Source organism: Pseudomonas sp. GW823-FHT01D03, from assembly GCF_058798255.1.
In genome coordinates, this window is record NZ_JBXAKK010000001.1 from 5,733,510 (window position 1) to 5,754,832 (window position 21,323).

The 21,323-nt window shown below is 61.1% G+C and carries 19 protein-coding genes; 14 read left to right on the forward strand and 5 right to left on the reverse strand.

All coding sequences use genetic code 11. The features are described from left to right. Nucleotides 1–57 precede the first annotated feature (57 nt). The 5 genes from AC1RBR_RS25490 to AC1RBR_RS25510 all read left to right on the forward strand — a co-directional run bounded on the left by AC1RBR_RS25490 (nucleotide 58) and on the right by AC1RBR_RS25510 (nucleotide 4,770). Complete coding sequence (locus tag AC1RBR_RS25490) at nucleotides 58–1,488, forward strand: coniferyl aldehyde dehydrogenase (RefSeq protein WP_492567071.1); 1,431 nt, start codon at nucleotides 58–60, stop codon at nucleotides 1,486–1,488. Between the two features lie 28 nt (nucleotides 1,489–1,516). Further along, nucleotides 1,517–2,062, forward strand: coding sequence for a twin-arginine translocation pathway signal protein (locus tag AC1RBR_RS25495; RefSeq protein ID WP_166495310.1), 546 nt, complete (start codon nucleotides 1,517–1,519; stop codon nucleotides 2,060–2,062). A 130-nt stretch (nucleotides 2,063–2,192) separates the two neighbouring features. Beyond that, the gene (locus tag AC1RBR_RS25500; protein ID WP_492567072.1) at nucleotides 2,193–3,788 is read left to right on the forward strand and encodes a GMC family oxidoreductase; all 1,596 of its coding nucleotides are present in this window, start codon (nucleotides 2,193–2,195) and stop codon (nucleotides 3,786–3,788) included. A gap of 115 nt (nucleotides 3,789–3,903) precedes the next feature. Further along, nucleotides 3,904–4,383 carry a pantetheine-phosphate adenylyltransferase gene (coaD, locus tag AC1RBR_RS25505; RefSeq protein ID WP_003229157.1) on the forward strand — a complete coding sequence of 160 codons (480 nt, stop codon included), beginning with the start codon at nucleotides 3,904–3,906 and terminating at the stop codon, nucleotides 4,381–4,383. Nucleotides 4,384–4,518: 135 nt separating this feature from the next. Continuing rightward, nucleotides 4,519–4,770: a YfhL family 4Fe-4S dicluster ferredoxin gene (locus AC1RBR_RS25510; protein ID WP_003195146.1), complete on the forward strand. Its 252-nt coding sequence runs from the start codon at nucleotides 4,519–4,521 to the stop codon at nucleotides 4,768–4,770. A gap of 132 nt (nucleotides 4,771–4,902) precedes the next feature. On the opposite strand, the gene AC1RBR_RS25515 is transcribed toward AC1RBR_RS25510, so the two are convergent. From AC1RBR_RS25515 to AC1RBR_RS25525, 3 genes are all read right to left on the reverse strand, one after another. Continuing rightward, nucleotides 4,903–5,226: a multidrug transporter gene (locus AC1RBR_RS25515; protein WP_492567073.1), complete on the reverse strand. Its 324-nt coding sequence runs from the start codon at nucleotides 5,224–5,226 to the stop codon at nucleotides 4,903–4,905. A 69-nt stretch (nucleotides 5,227–5,295) separates the two neighbouring features. After that, nucleotides 5,296–6,108, reverse strand: a complete 813-nt coding sequence (gene mutM, locus AC1RBR_RS25520) for a bifunctional DNA-formamidopyrimidine glycosylase/DNA-(apurinic or apyrimidinic site) lyase (RefSeq protein WP_095137561.1) — start codon at nucleotides 6,106–6,108, stop codon at nucleotides 5,296–5,298. Nucleotides 6,109–6,120: 12 nt separating this feature from the next. Continuing rightward, a complete protein-coding gene (locus tag AC1RBR_RS25525; protein ID WP_171061892.1) occupies nucleotides 6,121–6,933 on the reverse strand; it encodes an HDOD domain-containing protein in 813 nt (270 codons plus the stop codon). 228 nt (nucleotides 6,934–7,161) lie between these two features. Between AC1RBR_RS25525 and AC1RBR_RS25530 the strand changes: the two genes are divergently transcribed. From AC1RBR_RS25530 to ilvD, 6 genes are all read left to right on the forward strand, one after another. Then, nucleotides 7,162–7,701 carry a type 1 glutamine amidotransferase domain-containing protein gene (locus tag AC1RBR_RS25530; RefSeq protein ID WP_492567075.1) on the forward strand — a complete coding sequence of 180 codons (540 nt, stop codon included), beginning with the start codon at nucleotides 7,162–7,164 and terminating at the stop codon, nucleotides 7,699–7,701. A gap of 250 nt (nucleotides 7,702–7,951) precedes the next feature. Continuing rightward, nucleotides 7,952–9,148 (forward strand): class I SAM-dependent rRNA methyltransferase, encoded by a 1,197-nt coding sequence (locus AC1RBR_RS25535; RefSeq protein WP_258676997.1) that lies wholly within the window; start codon nucleotides 7,952–7,954, stop codon nucleotides 9,146–9,148. A gap of 440 nt (nucleotides 9,149–9,588) precedes the next feature. Further along, nucleotides 9,589–10,662 (forward strand): SagB family peptide dehydrogenase, encoded by a 1,074-nt coding sequence (locus AC1RBR_RS25540; protein ID WP_492567077.1) that lies wholly within the window; start codon nucleotides 9,589–9,591, stop codon nucleotides 10,660–10,662. Beyond that, on the forward strand, nucleotides 10,659–11,636 hold the full coding sequence (locus AC1RBR_RS25545; RefSeq protein WP_492567078.1) for a diiron oxygenase: 978 nt from the start codon (nucleotides 10,659–10,661) through the stop codon (nucleotides 11,634–11,636). The genes AC1RBR_RS25540 and AC1RBR_RS25545 overlap by 4 nt, the downstream gene beginning before the upstream one ends. Beyond that, nucleotides 11,629–12,861 (forward strand): multidrug effflux MFS transporter, encoded by a 1,233-nt coding sequence (locus AC1RBR_RS25550; protein ID WP_492567080.1) that lies wholly within the window; start codon nucleotides 11,629–11,631, stop codon nucleotides 12,859–12,861. Before AC1RBR_RS25545 ends, AC1RBR_RS25550 begins: the two co-directional genes overlap by 8 nt. 257 nt (nucleotides 12,862–13,118) lie before the next feature. Further along, nucleotides 13,119–14,960 carry a dihydroxy-acid dehydratase gene (gene ilvD, locus AC1RBR_RS25555; protein ID WP_492567082.1) on the forward strand — a complete coding sequence of 614 codons (1,842 nt, stop codon included), beginning with the start codon at nucleotides 13,119–13,121 and terminating at the stop codon, nucleotides 14,958–14,960. Between the two features lie 184 nt (nucleotides 14,961–15,144). Here the strand turns inward: ilvD and AC1RBR_RS25560 are convergent, their stop codons facing one another. After that, nucleotides 15,145–16,200: an HAD family hydrolase gene (locus AC1RBR_RS25560; RefSeq protein ID WP_492567084.1), complete on the reverse strand. Its 1,056-nt coding sequence runs from the start codon at nucleotides 16,198–16,200 to the stop codon at nucleotides 15,145–15,147. 241 nt (nucleotides 16,201–16,441) lie between these two features. On the opposite strand from AC1RBR_RS25560, the gene AC1RBR_RS25565 reads away from it, so the two are divergent. Then, entirely contained in the window at nucleotides 16,442–17,833 is a 1,392-nt protein-coding gene (locus AC1RBR_RS25565) for an L-cystine transporter (RefSeq protein ID WP_247267275.1), read from the forward strand. Between the two features lie 89 nt (nucleotides 17,834–17,922). Here AC1RBR_RS25565 and AC1RBR_RS25570 read toward each other — a convergent pair whose 3' ends face one another. Then, on the reverse strand, nucleotides 17,923–18,435 hold the full coding sequence (locus AC1RBR_RS25570; protein WP_492567087.1) for a dihydrofolate reductase: 513 nt from the start codon (nucleotides 18,433–18,435) through the stop codon (nucleotides 17,923–17,925). An 85-nt stretch (nucleotides 18,436–18,520) separates the two neighbouring features. Between AC1RBR_RS25570 and AC1RBR_RS25575 the strand changes: the two genes are divergently transcribed. Beyond that, nucleotides 18,521–19,894 (forward strand): DUF2868 domain-containing protein, encoded by a 1,374-nt coding sequence (locus tag AC1RBR_RS25575; protein ID WP_492567089.1) that lies wholly within the window; start codon nucleotides 18,521–18,523, stop codon nucleotides 19,892–19,894. Then, a complete protein-coding gene (locus AC1RBR_RS25580) occupies nucleotides 19,887–21,272 on the forward strand; it encodes a GTPase/DUF3482 domain-containing protein (protein WP_492567091.1) in 1,386 nt (461 codons plus the stop codon). Before AC1RBR_RS25575 ends, AC1RBR_RS25580 begins: the two co-directional genes overlap by 8 nt. Nucleotides 21,273–21,323: the final 51 nt, after the last annotated feature.

A 21,323-nucleotide genomic window follows, 5' to 3' on the forward strand; every position in this document is an offset into this window, starting at 1 on the left:
GACTTTCTAGAGCATAGACTCTAGAAAGTCATCACTACAATAAATCCGGAGCCGACGATGACTGCCGACATTGCATATCTGCAAACGCTGCAACAGCCCCTGGAAGAGCTGGATCGGCTGTTCGCGGCACAGCGCGCCGCCTATGCCGCCAACCCGATGCCAGCGGCAGACCAGCGCCAGCAGTGGCTCAAGGCGTTGCGCGACTTGCTCAGCGATGAGCGGCAGGCGCTCGTTGACGCCATCAGCGTAGATTTCAGTCATCGCAGCGCCGATGAAACCCTGCTCGCCGAACTGATGCCCAGTCTGCACGGCATCCATTACGCCAGCCGCCATCTCAAGGGCTGGATGAAGTCGTCGCGGCGCAAAGTCGGCATGGCCTTTCAACCGGCGTCAGCAAAAGTCGTGTACCAGCCACTTGGCGTGATCGGCATCATCGTCCCGTGGAACTACCCGCTGTATCTGGCCATCGGCCCGCTGGTCGGCGCACTGGCGGCGGGCAACAGGGTGATGCTCAAGCTCAGCGAATCGACCCCGGCCACCGGCCAGTTGCTCAAGACCCTGCTGGGACGGATCTTCCCCGAAGACCTGGTCTGCGTGGTGCTCGGCGAGGCCGACATCGGCGTGGCGTTTTCCCGTCTGCGCTTTGATCACCTGCTGTTCACCGGCGCCACGAGCATCGGTAAACAGGTGATGCGCGCCGCAGCGGAAAACCTGACCCCGGTGACCCTCGAACTCGGCGGCAAGTCCCCGGCCATCGTCTCCCGCGACGTGCCACTCAAGGACGCCGCCGAACGCATCGCCTTCGGTAAAACCCTCAACGCCGGGCAGACCTGCGTCGCCCCCGATTACGTGCTGGTGCCGCAAGACCGCGTCGGCGCGTTCGTCGAAACCTATCGCCAGGTGGTCAACAATTTCTATCCAACCCTCGCCGACAACCCGGACTACACCGCGATCATCAACGAGCGCCAATTCGCCCGGCTGAACGGTTATGTCAGCGACGCCACGAGCAAGGGCGCGCTGCTGATCCCGCTGTTCGAACAGGGCCAGGGCCGGCGCATGCCGCACAGCCTGCTGCTCAATGTCACTGACGAGATGACCGTGATGCAGGACGAAATCTTCGGCCCGTTGCTGCCGATCGTGCCATATCAGGATCTCGACCAGGCGTTTGCCTACATCAATCAGCGCCCACGTCCTCTGGCGCTTTACTACTTTGGCTACGACAAGCGTGAGCAAAACCGCGTGCTGCACGAAACCCACTCTGGCGGCGTGTGCCTGAACGACACCCTGCTGCACGTGGCGCAGGACGACATGCCGTTCGGCGGCATCGGCCCTTCGGGCATGGGCCACTATCACGGCCACGAAGGCTTCCTGACCTTCAGCAAGGCCAAGGGCGTGTTGATCAAACAGCGCTTCAATGCCGCCAGGCTGATTTACCCGCCTTACGGCAAATCGATTCAGAAACTGATTCAGAAGCTGTTCATCCGCTAATCGTCGTCACCGCCGGGTAATAACAACAATGCACCCAAGCCTGACCGAAACACCTGCCCTGTCGCGCCGTGGCCTGCTGAAATTCAGCCTCGGCGCCACAGCATTTCTCGCCACCGCCGGCCTCGGCGCCAGCCTCAGTGGTTGTTCATCGAGTGTCGCAGCCAATGGCTTCGTCACTTTGCGCGACGGCGACCTGTTGTTTCTGCGCGCACTGATTCCAGTGATGCTCGACGGCGCCGTGGCGAGCGAAAAAATGCCCGGTGCCATTGATGGCACCCTCAAGTCGCTGGATTACAGCCTCGATCACCTGTCGCCGGAGATGCTCAAACTCACCCGGCAGCTGTTCGACGTGCTCGGCATGGCCGTCACCCGTGGCCCGCTCACCGGAATTTGGGGCAGTTGGGAAAACGCCAGCCCCGAGGCGATGCGCCACTTCCTCGACCGCTGGCAGAACAGTTCGTTGAGCCTGCTGCGCATGGGCCATAGCTCATTGCAGCAAATGGTGATGATGGCCTGGTACACCCGCGCCGAGTCCTGGGCGCATTGCGGCTACCCCGGCCCGCCCACGGTCTGAAATCGAGTCGCGCCGTTCGCGAGCAAACTCGCTCCCACAAGGGAATGCATTTCAATGTGGGAGCGGGCTTGCTCGCGAAGGCGCCAGCCGGCACACCACCGCACCCAGAATAATAAAGAGAACCTGATCAATGCCTGTACCCGACCCGTTCCGCGAAGGCCTCGCCCGTGGCTGGAAAACCTACAACGGCGCACAGCTGACCGCCGACCTTACGCTGCAAGCCGACGTGGCGATCATCGGCAGCGGCGCCGGTGGCGGCACCACGGCGGAAATCCTCAGCGCCGCCGGCTACAAAGTGCTGCTGATCGAAGAAGGCCCGCTCAAGACCAGTTCTGACTTCAAGATGCTCGAAGACCAGGCCTACAGCAGCCTCTATCAGGAAGGCATCGGCCGCATGAGCAAGGACGGCGCAATCACCATCCTCCAGGGCCGTGCGGTGGGCGGCACCACGCTGATCAACTGGACGTCGAGTTTCCGCACGCCCGAGCCAACGCTCGAGCACTGGGCCAGGGAGCACAACGTCAAAGGTCACAGCCCGGCCGAGATGGCGCCGTGGTTTGAAAAAATGGAACAGCGCCTGGGCGTCGCGCCGTGGATGATCCCGCCCAATGCCAACAACGACGTGATCCGCAAGGGCTGCGAGCAACTTGGCTACAGCTGGCACGTGATCCCGCGCAACGTGCGTGGCTGCTGGAACATCGGCTACTGCGGCATGGGCTGCCCGACCAACGCCAAGCAGTCGATGCTGGTTACCACCATTCCGGCGACCCTGGAAAAGGGCGGCGAGCTGCTGTACCTGGCCCGCGCGGAAAAACTGCTGATCAACGGCGACAAGATCACCGGCCTGCAATGCGTGGCGATGGACGAGCGTTGCGTCGCGCCGACCGGACGCAAAATCACGATCAAGGCGCGGCATTACGTGCTGGCGGGCGGCGGCATCAACAGCCCGGCCCTGCTGCTGCGTTCGGATGCACCGGATCCGCATCAACGCCTCGGCAAACGCACGTTCCTGCATCTGGTGAACATGTCCGCCGGGCGTTTCGACGAGGTGATCAACCCGTTCTACGGCGCGCCGCAGTCGATCTACTCGGATCATTTTCAATGGAAGGACGGCACCAGCGGGCCGATGGGTTACAAACTCGAAGTGCCGCCGCTGCACCCGGCGCTTGCGGCAACGCTTCTGGGCGGTTTCGGCCAGCAGAACGCCGAACATATGGCTGATCTGCCGCACACCCACGCGATGCTCGCGTTGCTGCGCGACGGTTTCCACCCGGACAGCTCCGGCGGCAGTGTCGAGTTGCGCGGCGACGGCTCGCCAGTGCTCGACTATCAAGTCTCGCCTTACGCCTGGGAAGGCTTGCGCCGCGCCTTTCACAGCATGGCCGAGATCCAGTTTGCCGGCGGTGCGAAAGCGGTGATGCCGATGCACGCCGATGCGCGTTACGTGAACAGCCTGGCCGAAGCCCGCACGCTGATCGACGGTTTGAACCTTGAGCTGTATCGCACGCGTTTGGGCAGTGCCCACGTGATGGGCGGTTGTGCGCTGGGCGAGGAACCGAAAAACGCAGTCACCGACAGCCTTGGCCGGCATCATCAACTGAGCAATCTGTCGATTCACGACGGCTCGTTGTTCCCCACCAGCATTGGTGCCAACCCGCAATTGTCGGTGTACGGGCTGACCGCACAACTGGCGACGTCCCTCGCCGATCGACTGAGAAATCCGTGAAAAAACCGTTTTATCGCGTCGTCTATAGTGCTTTCTTACCCAACAGGCGACTTGGCCGACCGGGACGGCTGCGATACCATCCGACTCCCCAACGGACTCCCGCCAGGACGACGCGATGAACCGAGTGTTGTACCCAGGTACCTTCGACCCTATTACCAAGGGCCATGGCGATCTGGTCGAACGCGCCTCGCGCCTGTTCGATCACGTGATCATTGCGGTCGCCGCCAGCCCCAAGAAAAACCCGCTGTTCCCGCTGGAACAACGGGTCGAACTGGCTCGCGAGGTCACCAAACACCTGCCCAACGTCGAGGTGGTCGGCTTCTCGACGCTGCTCGCGCATTTCGCCAAGGAGCAGAACGCCAACGTGTTCCTGCGTGGCCTGCGTGCGGTGTCGGACTTCGAATACGAATTTCAGCTGGCCAATATGAACCGCCAGTTGGCCCCGGACGTCGAGAGCCTGTTCCTCACCCCGTCCGAGCGTTATTCGTTCATTTCCTCGACGCTGGTGCGGGAAATCGCCGCGCTGGGCGGCGATATCAGCAAGTTCGTGCACCCGGCCGTGGCCGATGCCCTGACCCTACGCTTCAAAAAGTAGGAGCTGCCGCAGGCTGCGATCTTGGCTTTTGATTTCAGCCCTTGATCGCAGCCGCGTGCACTGCGGGCGCCAATGCGGCACAATTGCGCGCATTGATTTATTGCGCCCGGGCCTGCCGCCCCGGCTGGAGTTAGCATGTCCCTGATCATCACCGACGATTGCATCAACTGCGACGTCTGCGAACCCGAGTGCCCGAACGCCGCGATTTCCCAAGGCGAAGAGATCTACGTGATCGACCCGAACCTGTGCACCCAGTGCGTCGGCCACTACGACGAGCCGCAGTGCCAGCAGGTCTGCCCGGTGGATTGCATTCCGCTGGACGAGGCGCATCCTGAGACTGAAGAACAGTTGATGGAGAAATACCGCAAGATCACCGGCAAGGCCTGATCTGAACGTTTTGTAGCGCTCTTCCGGGCCCTTTCGCGAGCAAGCCCGCTCCCACAGTTGGAATGCATTTCACTGTGGGAGCGGGCTTGCTCGCGAAAGGGCCATCAGCAACACCGCAGAATCCGGATCAGCTCACTCGCGCTGCTCAAACCCTTCCCCAATACACCCCAGACACCGCATAAACGCCGCTTTCGCCGGATCAACAACCAACGCCTGCCCCGCATCGCCCACCCCGCCACCCAGCGCGGTAAACGGCAATGACACTACAAACACCCCCGCACCCAGCACCGTTGCCACCACCAATAAAGGTCGGGCAATCAGCAAATCGCCGATCATGGCGTAGGCGGGAGGGTTCTGGATGGTGTAGCGCGGATCACCGCTGCCGTGCTCCGCGGCCTGAACGGCCAGGCTGGAACACAGCAGCAGTATGGCAAAGAGGACTTGCAAGGACTTCATGGCACGATCCTTCGGGCTGAACAGTGAGACCACTCACTATAGACCGTAGGACTTTTTCAGATTTTTGCCTCAGGTCTGGCAACGTGGGCAGAACACACTGGCCCGTTGCCCCAGCTTCACTTCGCGCAGGCCGGTGCCGCAGACCTTGCAGTGCTCACCGCCACGGCCATAAACGAACAGCTCCTGCTGGAAGTACCCCGGCTGCCCGTCACCGCCGATGAAATCACGCAACGTGGTGCCGCCGCGCTCGATGGCCGCGGCGAGGATGCGTTTGATCTCGATCGCCAGCTTCAAATACCGCGCCCGGGAGATGCTCTTGGCTTCGCGGCGCGGATCGATCCCGGCGGCGAAAAGCGCTTCGGTCGCGTAAATGTTGCCGACGCCAACCACCACCGCGTTATCCATGATGAACGGCTTGACCGCCATCGAACGCCCGCGCGACAGCTGGAACAGGCGCTCGCCGTCGAACAGATCGGTCAACGGCTCCGGCCCGAGGCGAATCAGCAGTTCGTGATTGAGCGGATCGGAACTCCACAGCATCGCTCCGAAGCGGCGTGGATCGGTGTAGCGCAGCGCCAGACCGGATTCCAGCTCGATATCGACGTGCTCATGCTTGAGCGCCGGCAACCCGACTTCCACCAGCCGCAAGTTGCCCGACATGCCCAAGTGGCTGATCAAAGTGCCAACTTCGGCATTGATCAACAAATACTTGGCCCGCCGCTCGACCAGCACGATACGCTGCCCGGACAGGCGCACATCGAGGTCTTCGGGGATCGGCCAGCGCAGCCGGCGATCACGCACGATCACCCGGCTGACGCGCTGGCCTTCCAGGTGCGGAGCAATGCCCCGGCGGGTGGTTTCGACTTCCGGCAATTCAGGCATGGCGTTCTCGAATCAATGCGCGCCGAGGTCGCGGATCGTCTGTTTGAGGGTTTCGAAATCGTAGTCCGACAAGCCCACGTAATCGAGAATCAGCGGGCCGATGCTGTTCCATTCGTGGTCTTCGGTTTGGTTGCCCAGCACCCGATAAGACGCACAGATGTGCTCGGCCATCTTCAGGATCGCCAACAGATTCTTCATCTGGCTGTTGCGCGAGGACTCGTCGCTGAAGATCGCCAACGCATTGTGGTGATTGGCGATCGCCGTGCTGACGTGTTCAGGCAGGCGCCACGACTTGGCGGTGTAGTAGCCGACCACGGCATGGTTGGTGTTGAACTCGGCGTTCTCGGTGTCCACCACCCGGCATTCGGCGCTGGCATTGGCGTAAGCCTTTTCCAGTACCGACATGTAGTTGGGGAAGCGCTGCAGCATCAACGGCACGCCGCAGTCGTGGAACAGCCCCAAGGCATAGGCTTCGTCGCCGGCCTGAGTGCCGATGCGCTTGGCCAGGGTCAGGCACGTCATCGCCACGTCCTGGGCGGTGTCCCAGAAACGGTTGAGGGTGACGATGGTGTCGTCGTTCATCTCGCCCTTGATCGACTGCGCGTTGATCAGGTTGATGATCGACCGACTGCCCAACAGATTCACCGCACGCTGGATCGAGGTGATCTTGTTGCTCAGGCCGTAATACGGCGAATTGACGATTTTCAGCAGAGAACCGGACAGGCCTGGATCCTGGGCGATCAGCTTGGCGATCACCTCCAGATCCGGGTCGGGCATGTACTGCTCCATCTGCAGATCCACCATGATCTGCGGCTGCGCGGGCACGCTGATGCCTTGCAGGGATTGTTGAATCTGTTCGGTGGTCAGCTCTTGGGACATAAGTACACACTCTGGGACAGGCGGCGATTCTAACCTCTAAAAACCGCGGGACGACACACCAGTGGGCAATTGTCAGGAACTTTCATTCACGCTCAGGCTTCGGAATCTGTAATGCCCATGGGATGACTCAGCTCCCGTGCGGCGGCAAACGTCCACAGACTCAGGAGCTTAGCGATGGCCACTACTCTAAACGGCAAACGCGTCGCCATTTTGGTTACAGACGGTTTCGAACAGGTCGAATTGACCGGCCCCAAGCAAGCACTGGAGCAGGCCGGCGCCCAGGTCGACATCCTTTCGGCCGAGGCCGGCAAGGTCAAAGGCTGGAACCACGACAAACCGGCGGATGACTTCAAGGTCGACCAGACATTTCAAGGCGCCAGCAGCGAGCAGTACGACGCGATCGTCCTGCCGGGCGGGGTACAGAACTCCGACACCATCCGCATCGACCAGGATGCCCAGCATCTGGTCAAGACCGGCGCCTCCGCCGGCAAACCGATTGCGGTGATCTGCCACGGCAGCTGGCTGCTGATTTCCGCCGGGCTGGTCAACGGCAAGACCCTGACCAGCTACAAGACGCTCAAGGATGACTTGGTGAATGCCGGGGCCAACTGGGTGGATAAAGAAGTGGTCAAGGACGGCCACCTGATCAGCAGCCGTCAGCCGGACGATATTCCAGCGTTCAGCCGTGAGTTGATCGACGCGCTCTCTGCCTGATCTGGGGGTTTGTGAGTTTATGTGGTGAGGGGATTTATCCCCGATGGACAGCGCAGCTGTCCCAAATCGACTCACGCGGTCAGTCAGAAAACTGCTTGGGGGGTTTGCGACTGCTGCGCAGCCGATCGGGGATAAATCCCCTCGCCACAGGTAATGTCTTCCACCGGCAATGACTTGCCACATGTCCACTCACCAGCCAATCAGGCCGAGCAACACGGTATACTCCCGCTCTTTTTTCCGGAGCGACGTCATGTCCCTGCCTAGCCTGCGCCTCAAAGCCAACGCCGACCGTCGCCTGCGCAACGGCCACTTGTGGGTCTACAGCAACGAAATCGATGTGGCTGCCACGCCACTGCACGGCTTCAAGGCCGGCGATCAGGCGATCCTCGAAGCCGCCGGCGGCAAACCGCTGGGCGTCGTCGCGATGAGCCCGAACAATCTGATCTGCGCACGCCTGCTGTCGCGTGACATCAAACTGGCGCTGGACAAGTCGCTGCTGGTGCACCGCCTGAACGTGGCCCTGTCACTGCGCGAGCGCTTGTTCGACAAGCCGTTCTATCGCCTGGTCTACGGCGACTCCGACCTGCTGCCAGGCCTGGTAGTCGACCGTTTCGGCGACATCCTCGTCGTGCAGATCGCCTCGGCGACCATGGAAGCGCATAAAGATGACGTGATCGCTGCACTGACCCAAGTGCTCAAGCCAAGCGGCATCCTGTTCAAGAACGACTCCGCCGCCCGTGACGCCGAAGGCCTCAACCGCTACGTCGAAACCGTGTTCGGCCTGGTGCCGGAGTGGGTGGCACTGGAAGAGAACGGCGTGAAATTCGAAGCACCGGTCATTGGCGGCCAGAAAACCGGCTGGTTCTACGACCACCGCATGAACCGCGCCCGCCTCGCGCCTTACGCCAAAGGCAAACGCGTTCTCGACCTTTATAGCTACATTGGTGGCTGGGGCGTGCAGGCTGCCGCGTTCGGCGCCAGCGAAGTGTTCTGCGTCGACGCATCGGGCTTCGCCCTCGACGGCGTCGAGCGTAACGCCGCACTGAACGGCTTCGCCGACAAGATGACCTGCATTGAAGGCGACGTGTTCGAAGCCTTGAAAGAGCTTAAGGCCAGCGAAGAGCGCTTCGACGTGATCGTTGCCGACCCGCCTGCATTCATCAAACGCAAGAAAGACATGAAGAACGGCGAAGGCGCCTACCGTCGCCTGAACGAACAAGCCATGCGCCTGCTGACCAAGGACGGCATTCTGGTCAGCGCTTCGTGCTCCATGCACCTGCCCGAAGATGATCTGCAGAACATCCTGCTGACCAGCGCCCGTCACCTGGACCGCAACATCCAGATGCTCGAGCGCGGCGGTCAGGGCCCGGATCACCCGGTACACCCGGCCATCGCCGAGACTCGCTACATCAAAAGCATCACTTGCCGTCTGCTGCCAAACAGCTGACAGACCCATGAAACGGGGAGCCTGCGGGCTTCCCGTTGTCTTTACGGCGATGCAATGTCGGCGAATTTTCTTCCTCTTTCCTACAACTAACTTCCTACATGTATGCAGGACATTTCCCTGCGCATTACATTTCAAGAACTAATACTTACAAGCCCGCCCTGGCAGCACGCCCACTCCGACAAAATTAATAGAAATTTCCTACCCAAGTATCGCTTGCCAATAATTCATTACAACCTATTATTAAGTTGTCACCACGACGGTGACATCCACTCTCAATGAACAAGGAGTTCATACTTATGAAAGCAATTACTCTGGAAACCAACAAAATCGCAAACCTGGCCTTCCTGGTTGCGCCTAAAGCCCGCTAAGTGAGCCAGAACGCTGGGGAGTGCCGGCCCCCCAGCGTTCTTTCGACCCTTTTCCAGAGCGATCAATACAACATGCACATTAATCCTTATTTATTCATATTGCCGCGCACGCCCGGACAAATTGTCTGGAACTATAAAGATCACACCCAACACGAACTGGACCTGACTTACTCTTGTCGACTTGCACAACTTATCAACAACCCGGAACAGTTCGACAGACGCAACATAATAGACTCACAACTTCTGAACGCGGGCATATTAACCGTTGCAAAAATAGACAGTCCGCCATGGGGCTGGGATGAATTGTCGAAGATTTATCATATTGGCACCCAGAACATTCCCTGCGAACAGATACCCCAGAATATTCAAGAGTGGTCCAGGCAATACCTGAACCATTGCAGCGCCGTGCTGACCACACCGGCACCCGCGCAAGATCGCCCGATCCATCAAGACAAACCTCTGATCACCCTGCCCGCCTCCGCGGCCTTGACCGTCGCCAGCCTGGGCAATGTCCTGCGCCTGAGAAAAACCTGCCGCTCCTTTACTGGCGAAGCGATCACGCTCGGCGACGTCGGCACATTGATGTATCTCTCGCTGGGCTTTCTTCGTCATCGCGACAATGACCGCGATGAGAGCATCGCCGAGGGCCTCGGTGCCCGACGCAGCAGTCCTTCCGGTGGCGGGTTGAATGCCTGCGAAGGTTTTCTCCTGGCTCGCAATATCGAAGGCCTGGAACCGGGCATCTATGCCTATCACCCGGCAGAACACGCACTCAGCCGGGTCAATCCTTTGCCCGCCCCCGCGCTGGGTCATTTGCTGGCGGGTCAGCACTTCATCAATAACCTGCCACTGGGTCTGTTTATCACCGCTCGTTTCGACAAGCTCTGGTGGAAGTATGAACACTCACGCGCCTATCGCATGGCGTTCGTCGAGGCGGGTCACCTGTCGCAGACCTTTCAACTGGTGGCCACGGCGCTGGGCCTGGGAACGTGGCTGACCGGGGCGTTTGCCGATCGTCAGGTCGAAGCCCTGCTCAACCTCGAAGGCAGCGCTGAACAACCGTTGTTCTTTGTCGGCTGCGGCGCCAGCGACGGTCAGGCGATGTGTCAGGAAATGCGCGACCTGTTGCAGGAGACGCGTAAATGAACGCGCCAACCGCGGATCAGCCCGAAGCGCCAGAGTCCTGGGCGCTTCGATTCACCCTCGGCGACTGGAACAACCACGCGTCGGTACGCACCAGCCGGCACGACTACCAGTTGCCGGCAGATCTGCAGTTGCAACTGCAAACCCGCTTCTGGTTTCCGCCGGCATTCCTGCCGTATCTGTCCCACCCGGCGATCGAATCCGCAGGCCACAGGGTCATGCATCGGCTCGCAGCCAGTCACCTGGTGCACTTTCTCGACTACACCACGTTGCTGGAACACCGCATCGTCAACCGCGCCGTGGAAACCATCGTCCACGGCGAGTTGCCCGCGCACATTCCGTCAAGGATGAAAACCGCCGCGCTGCAGCTCTATACCGACGAGGGGTATCACGCACTGTTCTCCCATCATCTGGCTGAACAGATCGCCGAACTGCATGGTTTCACCGGCCGTCCACAGATGCCGCTGCGCATTATCCGCCTGACCGGTCAGATCGCCCGAACGCCGGAGAGCAAACGCCCGCTGGCATGGTTTCTGCTCGGCTTTGTTTCCGAAACCATCATTGCCCGGGAGTTACTGGATGTGTGTCGGGAAACGTTGGTCAGCAGCGTGAATGACATGTTGCGCGACCATCTCGCTGATGAAGCGCGCCACAGCCGTTTTTTTTCCGAGGTCTTTCACTACCTCTGGTTGACCCTGAACAGCCGCCAGCGCGCCTTCGCGGCCAGAACCTTGCTGGAGACCCTGGCGACCTTCTTCGAAGTCGACGAGCAATGGCTGCACCAAAGCCTGCGCCGCGCCGGCATTGGCGAAGGTGCGATCAAGGAAATCCTCGACGGCCTGACCAACGAACAAGCCAGCCGCCAGCGTGCCAGATCCGGAGCCACGGCCACGCTTGCCGCACTCGAAAGGGCCGGATTCTTCGCGCTACCCAACAACCGCAAACTTTTCGCCAAGGCAGGACTGATCGATGCTTGAAGGAAGAACGGTGGCAACTACCCGACAACGACGCGGGGCGGTAAGTCTGCTTTTGGCCATGGTGCTGCTGGGGGTGTTTCCGCTGGATGTCCTGCTGCCATCGTTCCCGGCACTGGCCGAACACTTCGCCAGCACCCCGACCGACATCGCCCTGTCGATCAGCTTGTTCGCAGTGGGCATCGCCTTTGCCCAACTGCTGATCGGGCCGTTGTCCGACGTTATCGGGCGCAAGGGCTTGTTGCTCGCCGGCATGGCTGTCTCGATCCTCGGCGCCATCGGTTGCGTAATGACCAGTGACTACACACTGTTCATGGCCTTTCGCATCGTGCAGGCCATCGGCTGCGGCTGTTTCGTCCTGTCACAGGCGCTGGTGCAGGATCTGTTCGAGGGCGCAGAGCGTGATCGTCTGCGGATCCTGATGGTGACCGCCACCGGGATATTCATCTCGGTGTCACCGCTGGCCGGGACCTTCCTGCAGGCGACCCTGGGCTGGCGTGGCAGCTTCTGGCTGTTCATCGCTCTGGCGGTTGTCGTGTTGCTCAAGGCCTGGCTGTTTCTGGACAGTGGTCGGCCCGCTGCAAGAGATACACCCATCCATTTTCTCAAGGCTTACCGACGGGTGCTGGGGGACTTCGAGTTCGTCGGCTATTGGCTGATCTCGGCTTTCGCGTTCGCCTGCCACTTCTCGTTCATCGTCATTTCGCCGCTGATCTTCATGGATCAATTGCAGCTGTCAGCCTACGACTTCTCGCTGATCCTGCTGATCTACGGTGCGGCGTATGTCGCTGGCGGGATCGTCGCCACACTGCTGAGCCGGCGAATCTCGCCCGGACAGCAAATGGTGGTCGGGCTGAGCCTGATCCTGCTGGCGGGGCTGGTGATGCTGTTCATGGCCAGGCACCTTGCGCTCTCAGCGGCCACGGTGCTGATTCCGATGTTGATCTGCACCGCCGGCACCACTATCACACGCCCTGCAGCCACGTCGCGGGCCATGAGCCTGTTTCCCGAGAATGCCGGCACCTCGGCTTCGGCAGGCAGTACGATCATTTTCATTTGTGGTGGTTTGATCAGCGCCTTGATCAGCCTGAGCCCAAGTAACCTGCAAGCCACCCTCGGCTACTGTTTTGTCCTGCTCAGTTGCATCGCGCTGGCGTTGAACAAGCGGATCAGCCATCGCGCCAGCGGCATCGAAAACGGCGCCGTCACGCCCTCTGGCAGCGATTGAGCCTGCCGATCGTCATGCCATACGCACCGTCGGCACTGGAACAACGCTTTGCGCCATTCCCTCCAGACGCCAGCGGTGTAGAATCGGCTGATTCATCGCCATTCATCCCCCGGCGGGTTTATGAGCTCAGGCTGAGGCAAGCGGCGATCCCGCAAAGTCATCGGCAACATCCAGGACACACGGCCATTTCTGAGTGTTCCAGACGTCAATAGAAGCTCACTCCCTTTTGATACCTGATTAGCCGCCCGGAGTGCTCCATGCCAGATTACCGCTCGAAAACATCCACCCACGGCCGCAACATGGCCGGCGCCCGCGCACTGTGGCGCGCCACCGGGATGAAAGATGACGACTTCAAGAAGCCGATCATCGCCATTGCCAACTCTTTCACCCAGTTCGTGCCGGGCCACGTGCACCTCAAAGACCTCGGTCAACTGGTTGCCCGGGAAATCGAACGCGCCGGTGGTGTAGCGAAAGAATTCAACACCATCGCCGTGGATGACGGCATTGCAATGGGCCACGACGGCATGCTGTATTCGCTGCCGAGCCGCGAGATCATCGCCGACTCGGTCGAATACATGGTCAACGCTCACTGTGCCGACGCCATCGTCTGCATCTCCAACTGCGACAAGATCACCCCGGGCATGTTGATGGCCGCTCTGCGCCTGAACATTCCGGTGATCTTCGTGTCCGGCGGCCCGATGGAAGCCGGCAAGACCAAACTCGCTTCCCACGGCCTCGACCTCGTCGACGCCATGGTGATCGCCGCCGACTCCAGCGCTTCTGACGAGAAGGTTGCCGAGTACGAGCGCAGCGCCTGCCCGACCTGCGGTTCATGCTCCGGCATGTTCACCGCCAACTCGATGAACTGCCTGACTGAAGCCCTGGGCCTGGCATTGCCGGGCAACGGTTCGACCCTCGCGACCCATAGCGACCGCGAACAACTGTTCCTGCAGGCTGGCCGCACCATCGTCGAGCTGTGCAAGCGTTACTACGGCGAGAACGACGAGTCCGTGCTGCCGCGCAACATCGCCAACTTCAAGGCGTTCGAGAACGCGATGATGCTCGACATCGCCATGGGCGGTTCGACCAACACCATCCTGCACCTGCTGGCTGCCGCCCAGGAAGCCGAGATCGATTTCGACCTGCGCGACATCGACCGTCTCTCGCGCAGCGTGCCGCAACTGTGCAAGGTCGCGCCGAACATCCAGAAATACCACATGGAAGACGTGCACCGCGCTGGCGGCATCTTCAGCATCCTCGGTTCCCTGGCCCGTGGCGGCCTGCTGCACACCGACCTGCCGACCGTGCACAGTCGCAGCATGGAAGAAGCCATCGCCAAGTGGGACATCACCCAGACCACCGACGAAGCCGTGCATCACTTCTTCAAGGCCGGCCCGGCGGGCATCCCGACCCAGACCGCGTTCAGCCAGTCGACCCGTTGGGAAACCCTGGATGACGACCGTGAAAACGGCTGCATCCGCAGCTTCGAGCACGCCTATTCGAAAGAAGGTGGCCTGGCCGTGCTGTACGGCAACATCGCCCTCGACGGCTGCGTGGTGAAAACCGCCGGCGTCGACGAGTCGATCCATGTCTTCGAAGGCAACGCGAAGATCTTCGAAAGCCAGGACAGCGCCGTGCGCGGCATCCTCGCCGACGAAGTGAAGGAAGGCGACATCGTCATCATTCGTTACGAAGGCCCGAAAGGCGGCCCGGGCATGCAGGAAATGCTCTACCCGACGTCGTACCTGAAGTCCAAAGGTCTGGGCAAAGCCTGTGCGCTGCTGACCGACGGGCGCTTCTCCGGCGGTACTTCCGGCCTGTCGATCGGCCACGCTTCGCCAGAGGCTGCGGCCGGTGGTGCGATAGGTCTGGTGCAGGACGGCGACAAAGTGCTGATCGACATTCCGAACCGCTCGATCAACCTGTTGGTCAGCGATGAAGATCTGGCTGCGCGCCGGGTCGAGCAGGACAAGAAAGGCTGGAAACCGGTCGAGCAGCGTCCACGCAAAGTGACCACCGCCCTGAAGGCCTACGCCCTGCTGGCAACCAGCGCCGACAAGGGTGCGGTGCGTAACAAGGCGATGCTCGACGGGCTGTAAGCGTCGAATCGCCGAAACAAAAATGCCCCGCCAATTGCGGGGCATTTTTTTTGCCTGATGCTTGCAAACCCGATCCCCTGTAGGAGCTGCCGCAGGCTGCGATCTTTTGATCTTGCTCTTGAAAACAAGATCAAAAGATCGCAGCCTGCGGCAGCTCCTACAGGGATTTCAAAGATTTCAGGGCTTACTGAATGTCCTCGGGTTTAACGATCACCCAGTTCTTGTCCGCCGTCACCGGCAACCCTTCCTTGGCCTGCGCCGCCGCGTGCTTGGCCATCATGCCGTTGAGCTGGGTCATGTATTTGTCCTTGCGGTTGACCCACAAGTGAATGCCGCCCTTGGCCACATCCACATCGTGGAACAGCATGTAACCATCGCTGCTCGGCGTATCGCCGCCCACCAGTACCGGTTTTTTCCACTCATCGATGTAGGTCAGGATCGCCGCATGTTTGCCAGCCATCCACGTTGCCGGCGTCCACAGGTACGGCGTCAGTTCGAGGCCGAGGTTGGCCTTCTCATCATACTTGCCCGCGGTGATCTGCTTACGCGCAGTAGTCAGCTCGCCGGTTTCGCGGTTCTTCAGCAACGTGGTCACGCCGATCACGTTCTGCGGTTTGACGTTGTAGCCGTACTTCGGATCAGCCGCGACCATGCGCACCAGTTCCTCCGAGGCGGCGGTCATCACGTAGACCTCGATGCCGTTTTCCATCAGCTTGTTGTACAGCTCTTGCTGGCCGGTGAAGATCTTCGGCGGATTGACGTCGAGCGTCTTCACCACATCGCCTTCGTAATAAGTCGCCGGCACCGGTTTGCCCGACGCCATCAGCTCATCGACGTAACCTTTGAGCTCCTTGAGGGTGAAGCCGGAGAACACCTGCGCTACCCATGGGTAGCAGACCATGTCGTCGACTTCGCACAGGCGATAGTAGTAACTGAACAGACTTTCCTTATGGTCGGCGGTGTCTTTGAACGGCATCAGTTTCAGGGAGGGATCGAGTTTGTCGCGGGTGATCAGGCCTTTGTTTTCCATGAACGGCAACAACGACTCTTCGAGGTCGTAGCGGTAACTGGTGTTGTCCATGTCGAACACCGCGTAGTTACCTTTGTTGGCGTTGGCCGCGATCATCGCGTCCAGTGCCTTGGCCTGATCCGCCGGCCAGTGCTTCAGGTCGGTGGCGAATGCATGAGCGGCCAAGCCCAATCCAAGAACCACAGCGAGCATTTTCGGTGCGAACTTCATCAGCGTTTTCTCCCTGACTGAAAGACATCGACGCTAACAAATAAGTGTGACAGTCCTCGTCTGTCAGCGACCGCTTACGTCTCCTCAACGCCAGTTGCATTGCCGAGAGCGACAAGCGCTTATTCCAAAAACGACGGATGACCTGCGATTTCGGTATTAATTCATTGGAAATCAAACTGTTAGGCTTGCCGGTTCGCAGTTGCCCCAGAAGGCGACTGGCACAAGTCTTATCGGAGTCTTCATGAATCTGCCGCTGATCCTCAATCTGCTGGTGTTCCTCGCCCTGCTCTTCGGTCTGGCGCAAACCCGCCACACGACGTGGAGCCTGGCGAAAAAAGTCCTGCTCGCGCTGGTGCTCGGCGTAGCCTTCGGTGTTGCCCTGCACACCGTTTACGGTGCCGGCAACCCGGTACTGAAAGCCTCGATCGGCTGGTTCGATCTGGTCGGCAACGGCTACGTGCAGTTGCTGCAAATGATCGTGATCCCGCTGGTGTTCGCCTCGATCCTCAGCGCGGTCGCGCGTCTGCACAACGCCTCGTCGCTGGGCAAGATCAGTTTCTTGACCATCGGCACCCTGCTGTTCACCACCGCGATTGCGGCGCTGATCGGCATTGGCCTGACCAACCTGTTCGGCCTCACCGCCGAAGGCCTGGTGGCCGGTACTCAGGAAATGGCCCGCCTGCAAACCATTCAGACCGACTACGCCGGCAAGGTCGCCGACCTGAATGTGCCGCAGTTGCTGCTGTCATTCATCCCGCAGAACCCGTTCGCCGACCTGGCGCGGGCCAAGCCGACCTCGATCATCAGCGTGGTGATCTTCGCCGCGTTCCTGGGGGTCGCGGCGCTGCAACTGCTCAAGGATGATGCCGAGAAAGGTCAGAAAGTGATCAATGCCATCGACACCCTGCAAGCCTGGGTGATGCGTCTGGTGCGTCTGGTGATGAAGCTGACCCCTTACGGCGTGCTGGCGCTGATGACCAAAGTGGTGGCCGGTTCCAACCTGCAGGACATCATCAAGCTCGGCAGTTTCGTCGTGGTCTCGTACCTCGGCCTGGGCCTGATGTTCGTGGTGCACGGCCTGCTGGTGTCGGCGGCCGGGATCAACCCGCTGCGTTTCTTCCGCAAGATCTGGCCGGTGCTGACGTTCGCGTTCACCAGCCGCTCCAGCGCCGCGAGCATTCCGCTGAGCATCGAAGCGCAGACCCGTCGCCTGGGCATTCCGCAGTCAATCGCCAGTTTCGCCGCCTCGTTCGGTGCGACCATCGGCCAGAACGGTTGCGCCGGTCTGTACCCGGCGATGTTGGCGGTGATGGTTGCGCCAACCGTAGGCATCAACCCGCTGGATCCGCTGTGGATCGCGACACTGGTGGCGATTGTCACGCTGAGCTCGGCCGGTGTGGCCGGTGTTGGCGGCGGCGCGACGTTTGCCGCACTGATCGTGCTGCCGGCGATGGGCTTGCCGGTGTCACTGGTGGCGCTGCTGATTTCGGTTGAGCCGCTGATCGACATGGGTCGTACGGCGTTGAACGTGAGTGGTTCGATCACCGCTGGTGCGATCACCAGCCAAGTGATGCAGCAGACCGATAAAGAGCTGCTGGATGCGGATGAGCATGCGGAGCTTGCTCAGGCTTGATGTAAAGCAAGATCAAAAGATCGCAGGCTTCGCCAGCTCCTACAGGGAAATGCGTAAACCTTGTAGAAGCTGCCGCAGGCTGCGATCTTTCAAGCTTTTTCCCAGACTTCGAAGTTGTACGCGGGCTTGTCGCCCTCAGCCGGATTCGACACGTTCGACACCAGCGTCCACTGATTCAGATCGAACTCCGGAAACCACGCATCGCCTTCCGGGCTCAGCGCCACTCGGGTCAGATACAGACGATCGGCCTGCGCCAGCCCTTGCGCATACAACTGCGCGCCGCCAATCAGCATCAACTCATCGACGCCCTGTTCTTTTGCCCATTCCTCGGCGCGAACCACTGCAGCTTCCAGCGACGGATATACCTCCGCACCTTCCAGCAGCAGATCTGGCTGACGGCTGACCACGATGTTCAAGCGGCCCGGCAGCGGCCGACCGAGGGAGTCCCAGGTCTTGCGACCCATGATGATCGGCTTGCCGAGGGTCGTGGCCTTGAAGTATTTGAAGTCCCCCGGCAGGTGCCAGGGCATGCTGTTGTCGACGCCGATCACACGGTTTTCACCGAGGGCTGCGATCAGGCTGAGGGGGAGTGATTTAGTCATGTCGGCGAGGATACCAGAGCCTCGCTTGACCCGATAAGCGCCACAGCGGTTATGCTCTCTGCTCAATTGAGCAACGGAATGGCGCGTGACTGAACTGACTCCACTGCAAAACCTCTGGCTGACCGAAACCATCCGCCTGCGCGAAGAACACGCAGGTCCCCTGGAAGATCTGGAAGCCAATCGTCTGGCCCGCGCGGCCGGCGGCGATCTGCCGGGCCGTATTCAGCGCCGCGCCGTGTGGCTGGCCGAGCGCGACGGGCTGAGCGCAGCACTCAGGCACTGGCTGCAAGGCGCGCGTCTGGCGCTGGTGCTGCTGGTGATTTTCGCGCTGCTGAGCGGCGCCGGCCTGGCCTTCGCCGCGCTGAGCCAGACACCGGTCAATGTGTTCTGGGCCTTGGGCAGTCTGCTCGGGCTGAACCTTCTTCTGCTGCTGAGCTGGGCGCTGGGGCTGATCTTCGCCGGTGAACACGGCGCCACCCTCGGCCGCTTGTGGCTGTGGCTCAGTGAAAAACTCGCTCGCGATGCCAAAGCCGCGCAACTGGCGCCGGCCCTGCTGCTGATGCTGCAACGCAAGAAACTCAATCGCTGGGCCCTCGGCACATTGGTCAATGGCCTGTGGTTGCTGGCGATGCTCAGCGCCCTGCTGTTGCTGCTGACACTGATGGCGACCCGGCGCTACGGCTTCGTCTGGGAAACCACCATTCTCGGCGCCGACACGTTCATCAACCTGACTCAAGCCCTCGGCGCGCTGCCGGCGCTGCTTGGCTTTAACGTGCCAACGGTGGAGATGATCCGCGCCAGCGGCGGTGCGGCGCTGGATATCGAAAGCGCACGCCAGGCCTGGGCGACCTGGCTGGTCGGGGTGCTGGTGGTCTACGGCGTACTGCCGCGACTGCTGCTGGCACTGTTGTGCTTCTGGCGCTGGAGTCGCGGCAAGGCCGCGCTGACCCTGGACTTGAACCTGCCCGGCTACGCCGAGTTGCGCGAACGGCTGATGCCGACCAGCGAACGTCTCGGCGTCAACGACCCTGAGCCTGCGCAACTGCATCGGGTCGAAAGCAGCGTCAGCGAACAGGCCAGCGAGGGCGCGTTGTTGGTCGCCATCGAACTCGACGACCAGCGCCCATGGCCGCCAGCCCTGCCGAAAACCGTGAGCAACGCCGGGATCCTCGACAGCCGCGAATCACGGCACAAACTGCTCGAACAACTCAGCCGCTTCCCCCCGGCGCGCCTGCTGATTGCCTGCGATCCACGGCGTTCGCCGGATCGCGGCAGCCTCGCGCTGATCGCCGAACTGGCGCGCAACGCCAGCGCCACACGGGTCTGGCTGCTGCAAGCACCGTCCGGCGAAGCGCTGGACAGCGCCCGCCTCGGCGACTGGCACGTGGCTCTGCAACAACTGGAGCTGCCGTTCGCCGATTGCGCGCCAATGAATTGGCTGGAGAACGGTCATGACTGATGCCCGCAAAGCCCCACTGAAACTCGCGGTGGTTGGCCACACCAACGTCGGCAAGACTTCGCTGCTGCGCACCCTGACCCGCGACGTCGGTTTCGGCGAAGTCTCGCACCGACCGAGCACCACCCGACATGTCGAGGGGGCGCGGCTGTCGGTGGACGGCGAGCCGCTGCTCGATCTTTACGACACGCCGGGGCTGGAAGATGCCATCGCCCTGCTGGATTTCCTCGAGCGTCTGGAGCGCCCCGGCGAACGTCTCGACGGCCCGGCGCGACTGGCGCGGTTTCTCGACGGCAGCGAGGCGCGCCAGCGTTTCGAACAGGAAGCCAAGGTGCTGCGGCAACTGCTCGCCTCCAACGCCGGTCTGTATGTGATCGACGCCCGTGAACCGGTGCTGGCCAAATATCGCGACGAACTCGAAGTGCTCGCCAGTTGTGGCAAACCGCTGCTGCCGGTGCTGAATTTCGTCAGCAGTGCCAATCATCGCGAGCCGGACTGGCGCGAAGCGTTGGCGCGGCTTGGCCTGCATGCGCTGGTGCGGTTCGACAGCGTTGCACCGCCGGAGGATGGCGAGCGGCGCCTGTACGAAAGCCTCGCGCTGCTGCTGGAAAATGCCCGTCCGCAACTGGAACGCTTGATCGCCGATCAACAGGCCCAGCGTCTCGCCCGCCAGCAAAGTGCGGCGCGCCTGATCGCTGAACTACTGATCGATTGTGCGGCGTGCCGGCGCAGTGTGGTCAGCGAGGCCGAGCAGGAACAGCAAGCCATCAGCGACCTGCGCAAAGCCGTGCGTCAGCGCGAGCAGAAGTGCGTCGAGGCGCTGCTCAAGCTCTACGCGTTTCGCCCGCACGACGCGGCGGCCAGTGACTTGCCGCTGCTGGATGGACGTTGGGGCGATGATCTGTTCAACCCGGAAACCCTGAAGCAACTCGGCGTGCGGGTGGGCGGCGGGATTGCGGCAGGCGCTGCGGCCGGGGCTGGCGTGGATTTGCTGGTGGGCGGGATTACCCTCGGTGCGGCGGCTTTGGCCGGTGCGATTGCCGGTGGTGCGCTGCAAACCGCGCGCAGTTATGGCAGCCGCCTGCTGGGCAAGATCAAGGGCCAGCGTGAATTGACCGTGGATGACGGGGTGTTGCGGTTGTTGGCGCTGCGTCAGCGGCAATTGCTGTTGGCGCTCGATCAGCGCGGGCATGCAGCCATGGACGCGGTTCAGGTCGCCACCCCGCAGGACAAGACCTGGCGCGAGGGCAAGTTGCCGGATGCGCTAAGCAAGGCGCGGGCGCATCCGCAGTGGTCTTCGCTCAATCCGCATGCGAAGTTGAATCAGGCGGAACGGCAGGAGCAGATTGAGGCGTTGGTTGATCGGGTGCTTGAGCTTTAGATCGCGCCCCCCTCACCCCAGCCCTCTCCCCCAAGGGGTAGAGGGGGAAGG

Coding starts and splice junctions, on each gene's coding strand:
- AC1RBR_RS25540 (WP_492567077.1), top strand. CDS start 9,589: ATGCACATTAATCCTTATTTATTCATATTGCCGCGCACGCCCGGACAA.
- AC1RBR_RS25535 (WP_258676997.1), top strand. CDS start 7,952: ATGTCCCTGCCTAGCCTGCGCCTCAAAGCCAACGCCGACCGTCGCCTG.
- AC1RBR_RS25500 (WP_492567072.1), top strand. CDS start 2,193: ATGCCTGTACCCGACCCGTTCCGCGAAGGCCTCGCCCGTGGCTGGAAA.
- AC1RBR_RS25580 (WP_492567091.1), top strand. CDS start 19,887: ATGACTGATGCCCGCAAAGCCCCACTGAAACTCGCGGTGGTTGGCCAC.
- AC1RBR_RS25545 (WP_492567078.1), top strand. CDS start 10,659: ATGAACGCGCCAACCGCGGATCAGCCCGAAGCGCCAGAGTCCTGGGCG.
- AC1RBR_RS25560 (WP_492567084.1), bottom strand. CDS start 16,200: ATGAAGTTCGCACCGAAAATGCTCGCTGTGGTTCTTGGATTGGGCTTG.
- coaD (WP_003229157.1), top strand. CDS start 3,904: ATGAACCGAGTGTTGTACCCAGGTACCTTCGACCCTATTACCAAGGGC.
- AC1RBR_RS25550 (WP_492567080.1), top strand. CDS start 11,629: ATGCTTGAAGGAAGAACGGTGGCAACTACCCGACAACGACGCGGGGCG.
- ilvD (WP_492567082.1), top strand. CDS start 13,119: ATGCCAGATTACCGCTCGAAAACATCCACCCACGGCCGCAACATGGCC.
- AC1RBR_RS25565 (WP_247267275.1), top strand. CDS start 16,442: ATGAATCTGCCGCTGATCCTCAATCTGCTGGTGTTCCTCGCCCTGCTC.
- mutM (WP_095137561.1), bottom strand. CDS start 6,108: ATGCCTGAATTGCCGGAAGTCGAAACCACCCGCCGGGGCATTGCTCCG.
- AC1RBR_RS25490 (WP_492567071.1), top strand. CDS start 58: ATGACTGCCGACATTGCATATCTGCAAACGCTGCAACAGCCCCTGGAA.
- AC1RBR_RS25495 (WP_166495310.1), top strand. CDS start 1,517: ATGCACCCAAGCCTGACCGAAACACCTGCCCTGTCGCGCCGTGGCCTG.
- AC1RBR_RS25515 (WP_492567073.1), bottom strand. CDS start 5,226: ATGAAGTCCTTGCAAGTCCTCTTTGCCATACTGCTGCTGTGTTCCAGC.
- AC1RBR_RS25530 (WP_492567075.1), top strand. CDS start 7,162: ATGGCCACTACTCTAAACGGCAAACGCGTCGCCATTTTGGTTACAGAC.
- AC1RBR_RS25570 (WP_492567087.1), bottom strand. CDS start 18,435: ATGACTAAATCACTCCCCCTCAGCCTGATCGCAGCCCTCGGTGAAAAC.
- AC1RBR_RS25510 (WP_003195146.1), top strand. CDS start 4,519: ATGTCCCTGATCATCACCGACGATTGCATCAACTGCGACGTCTGCGAA.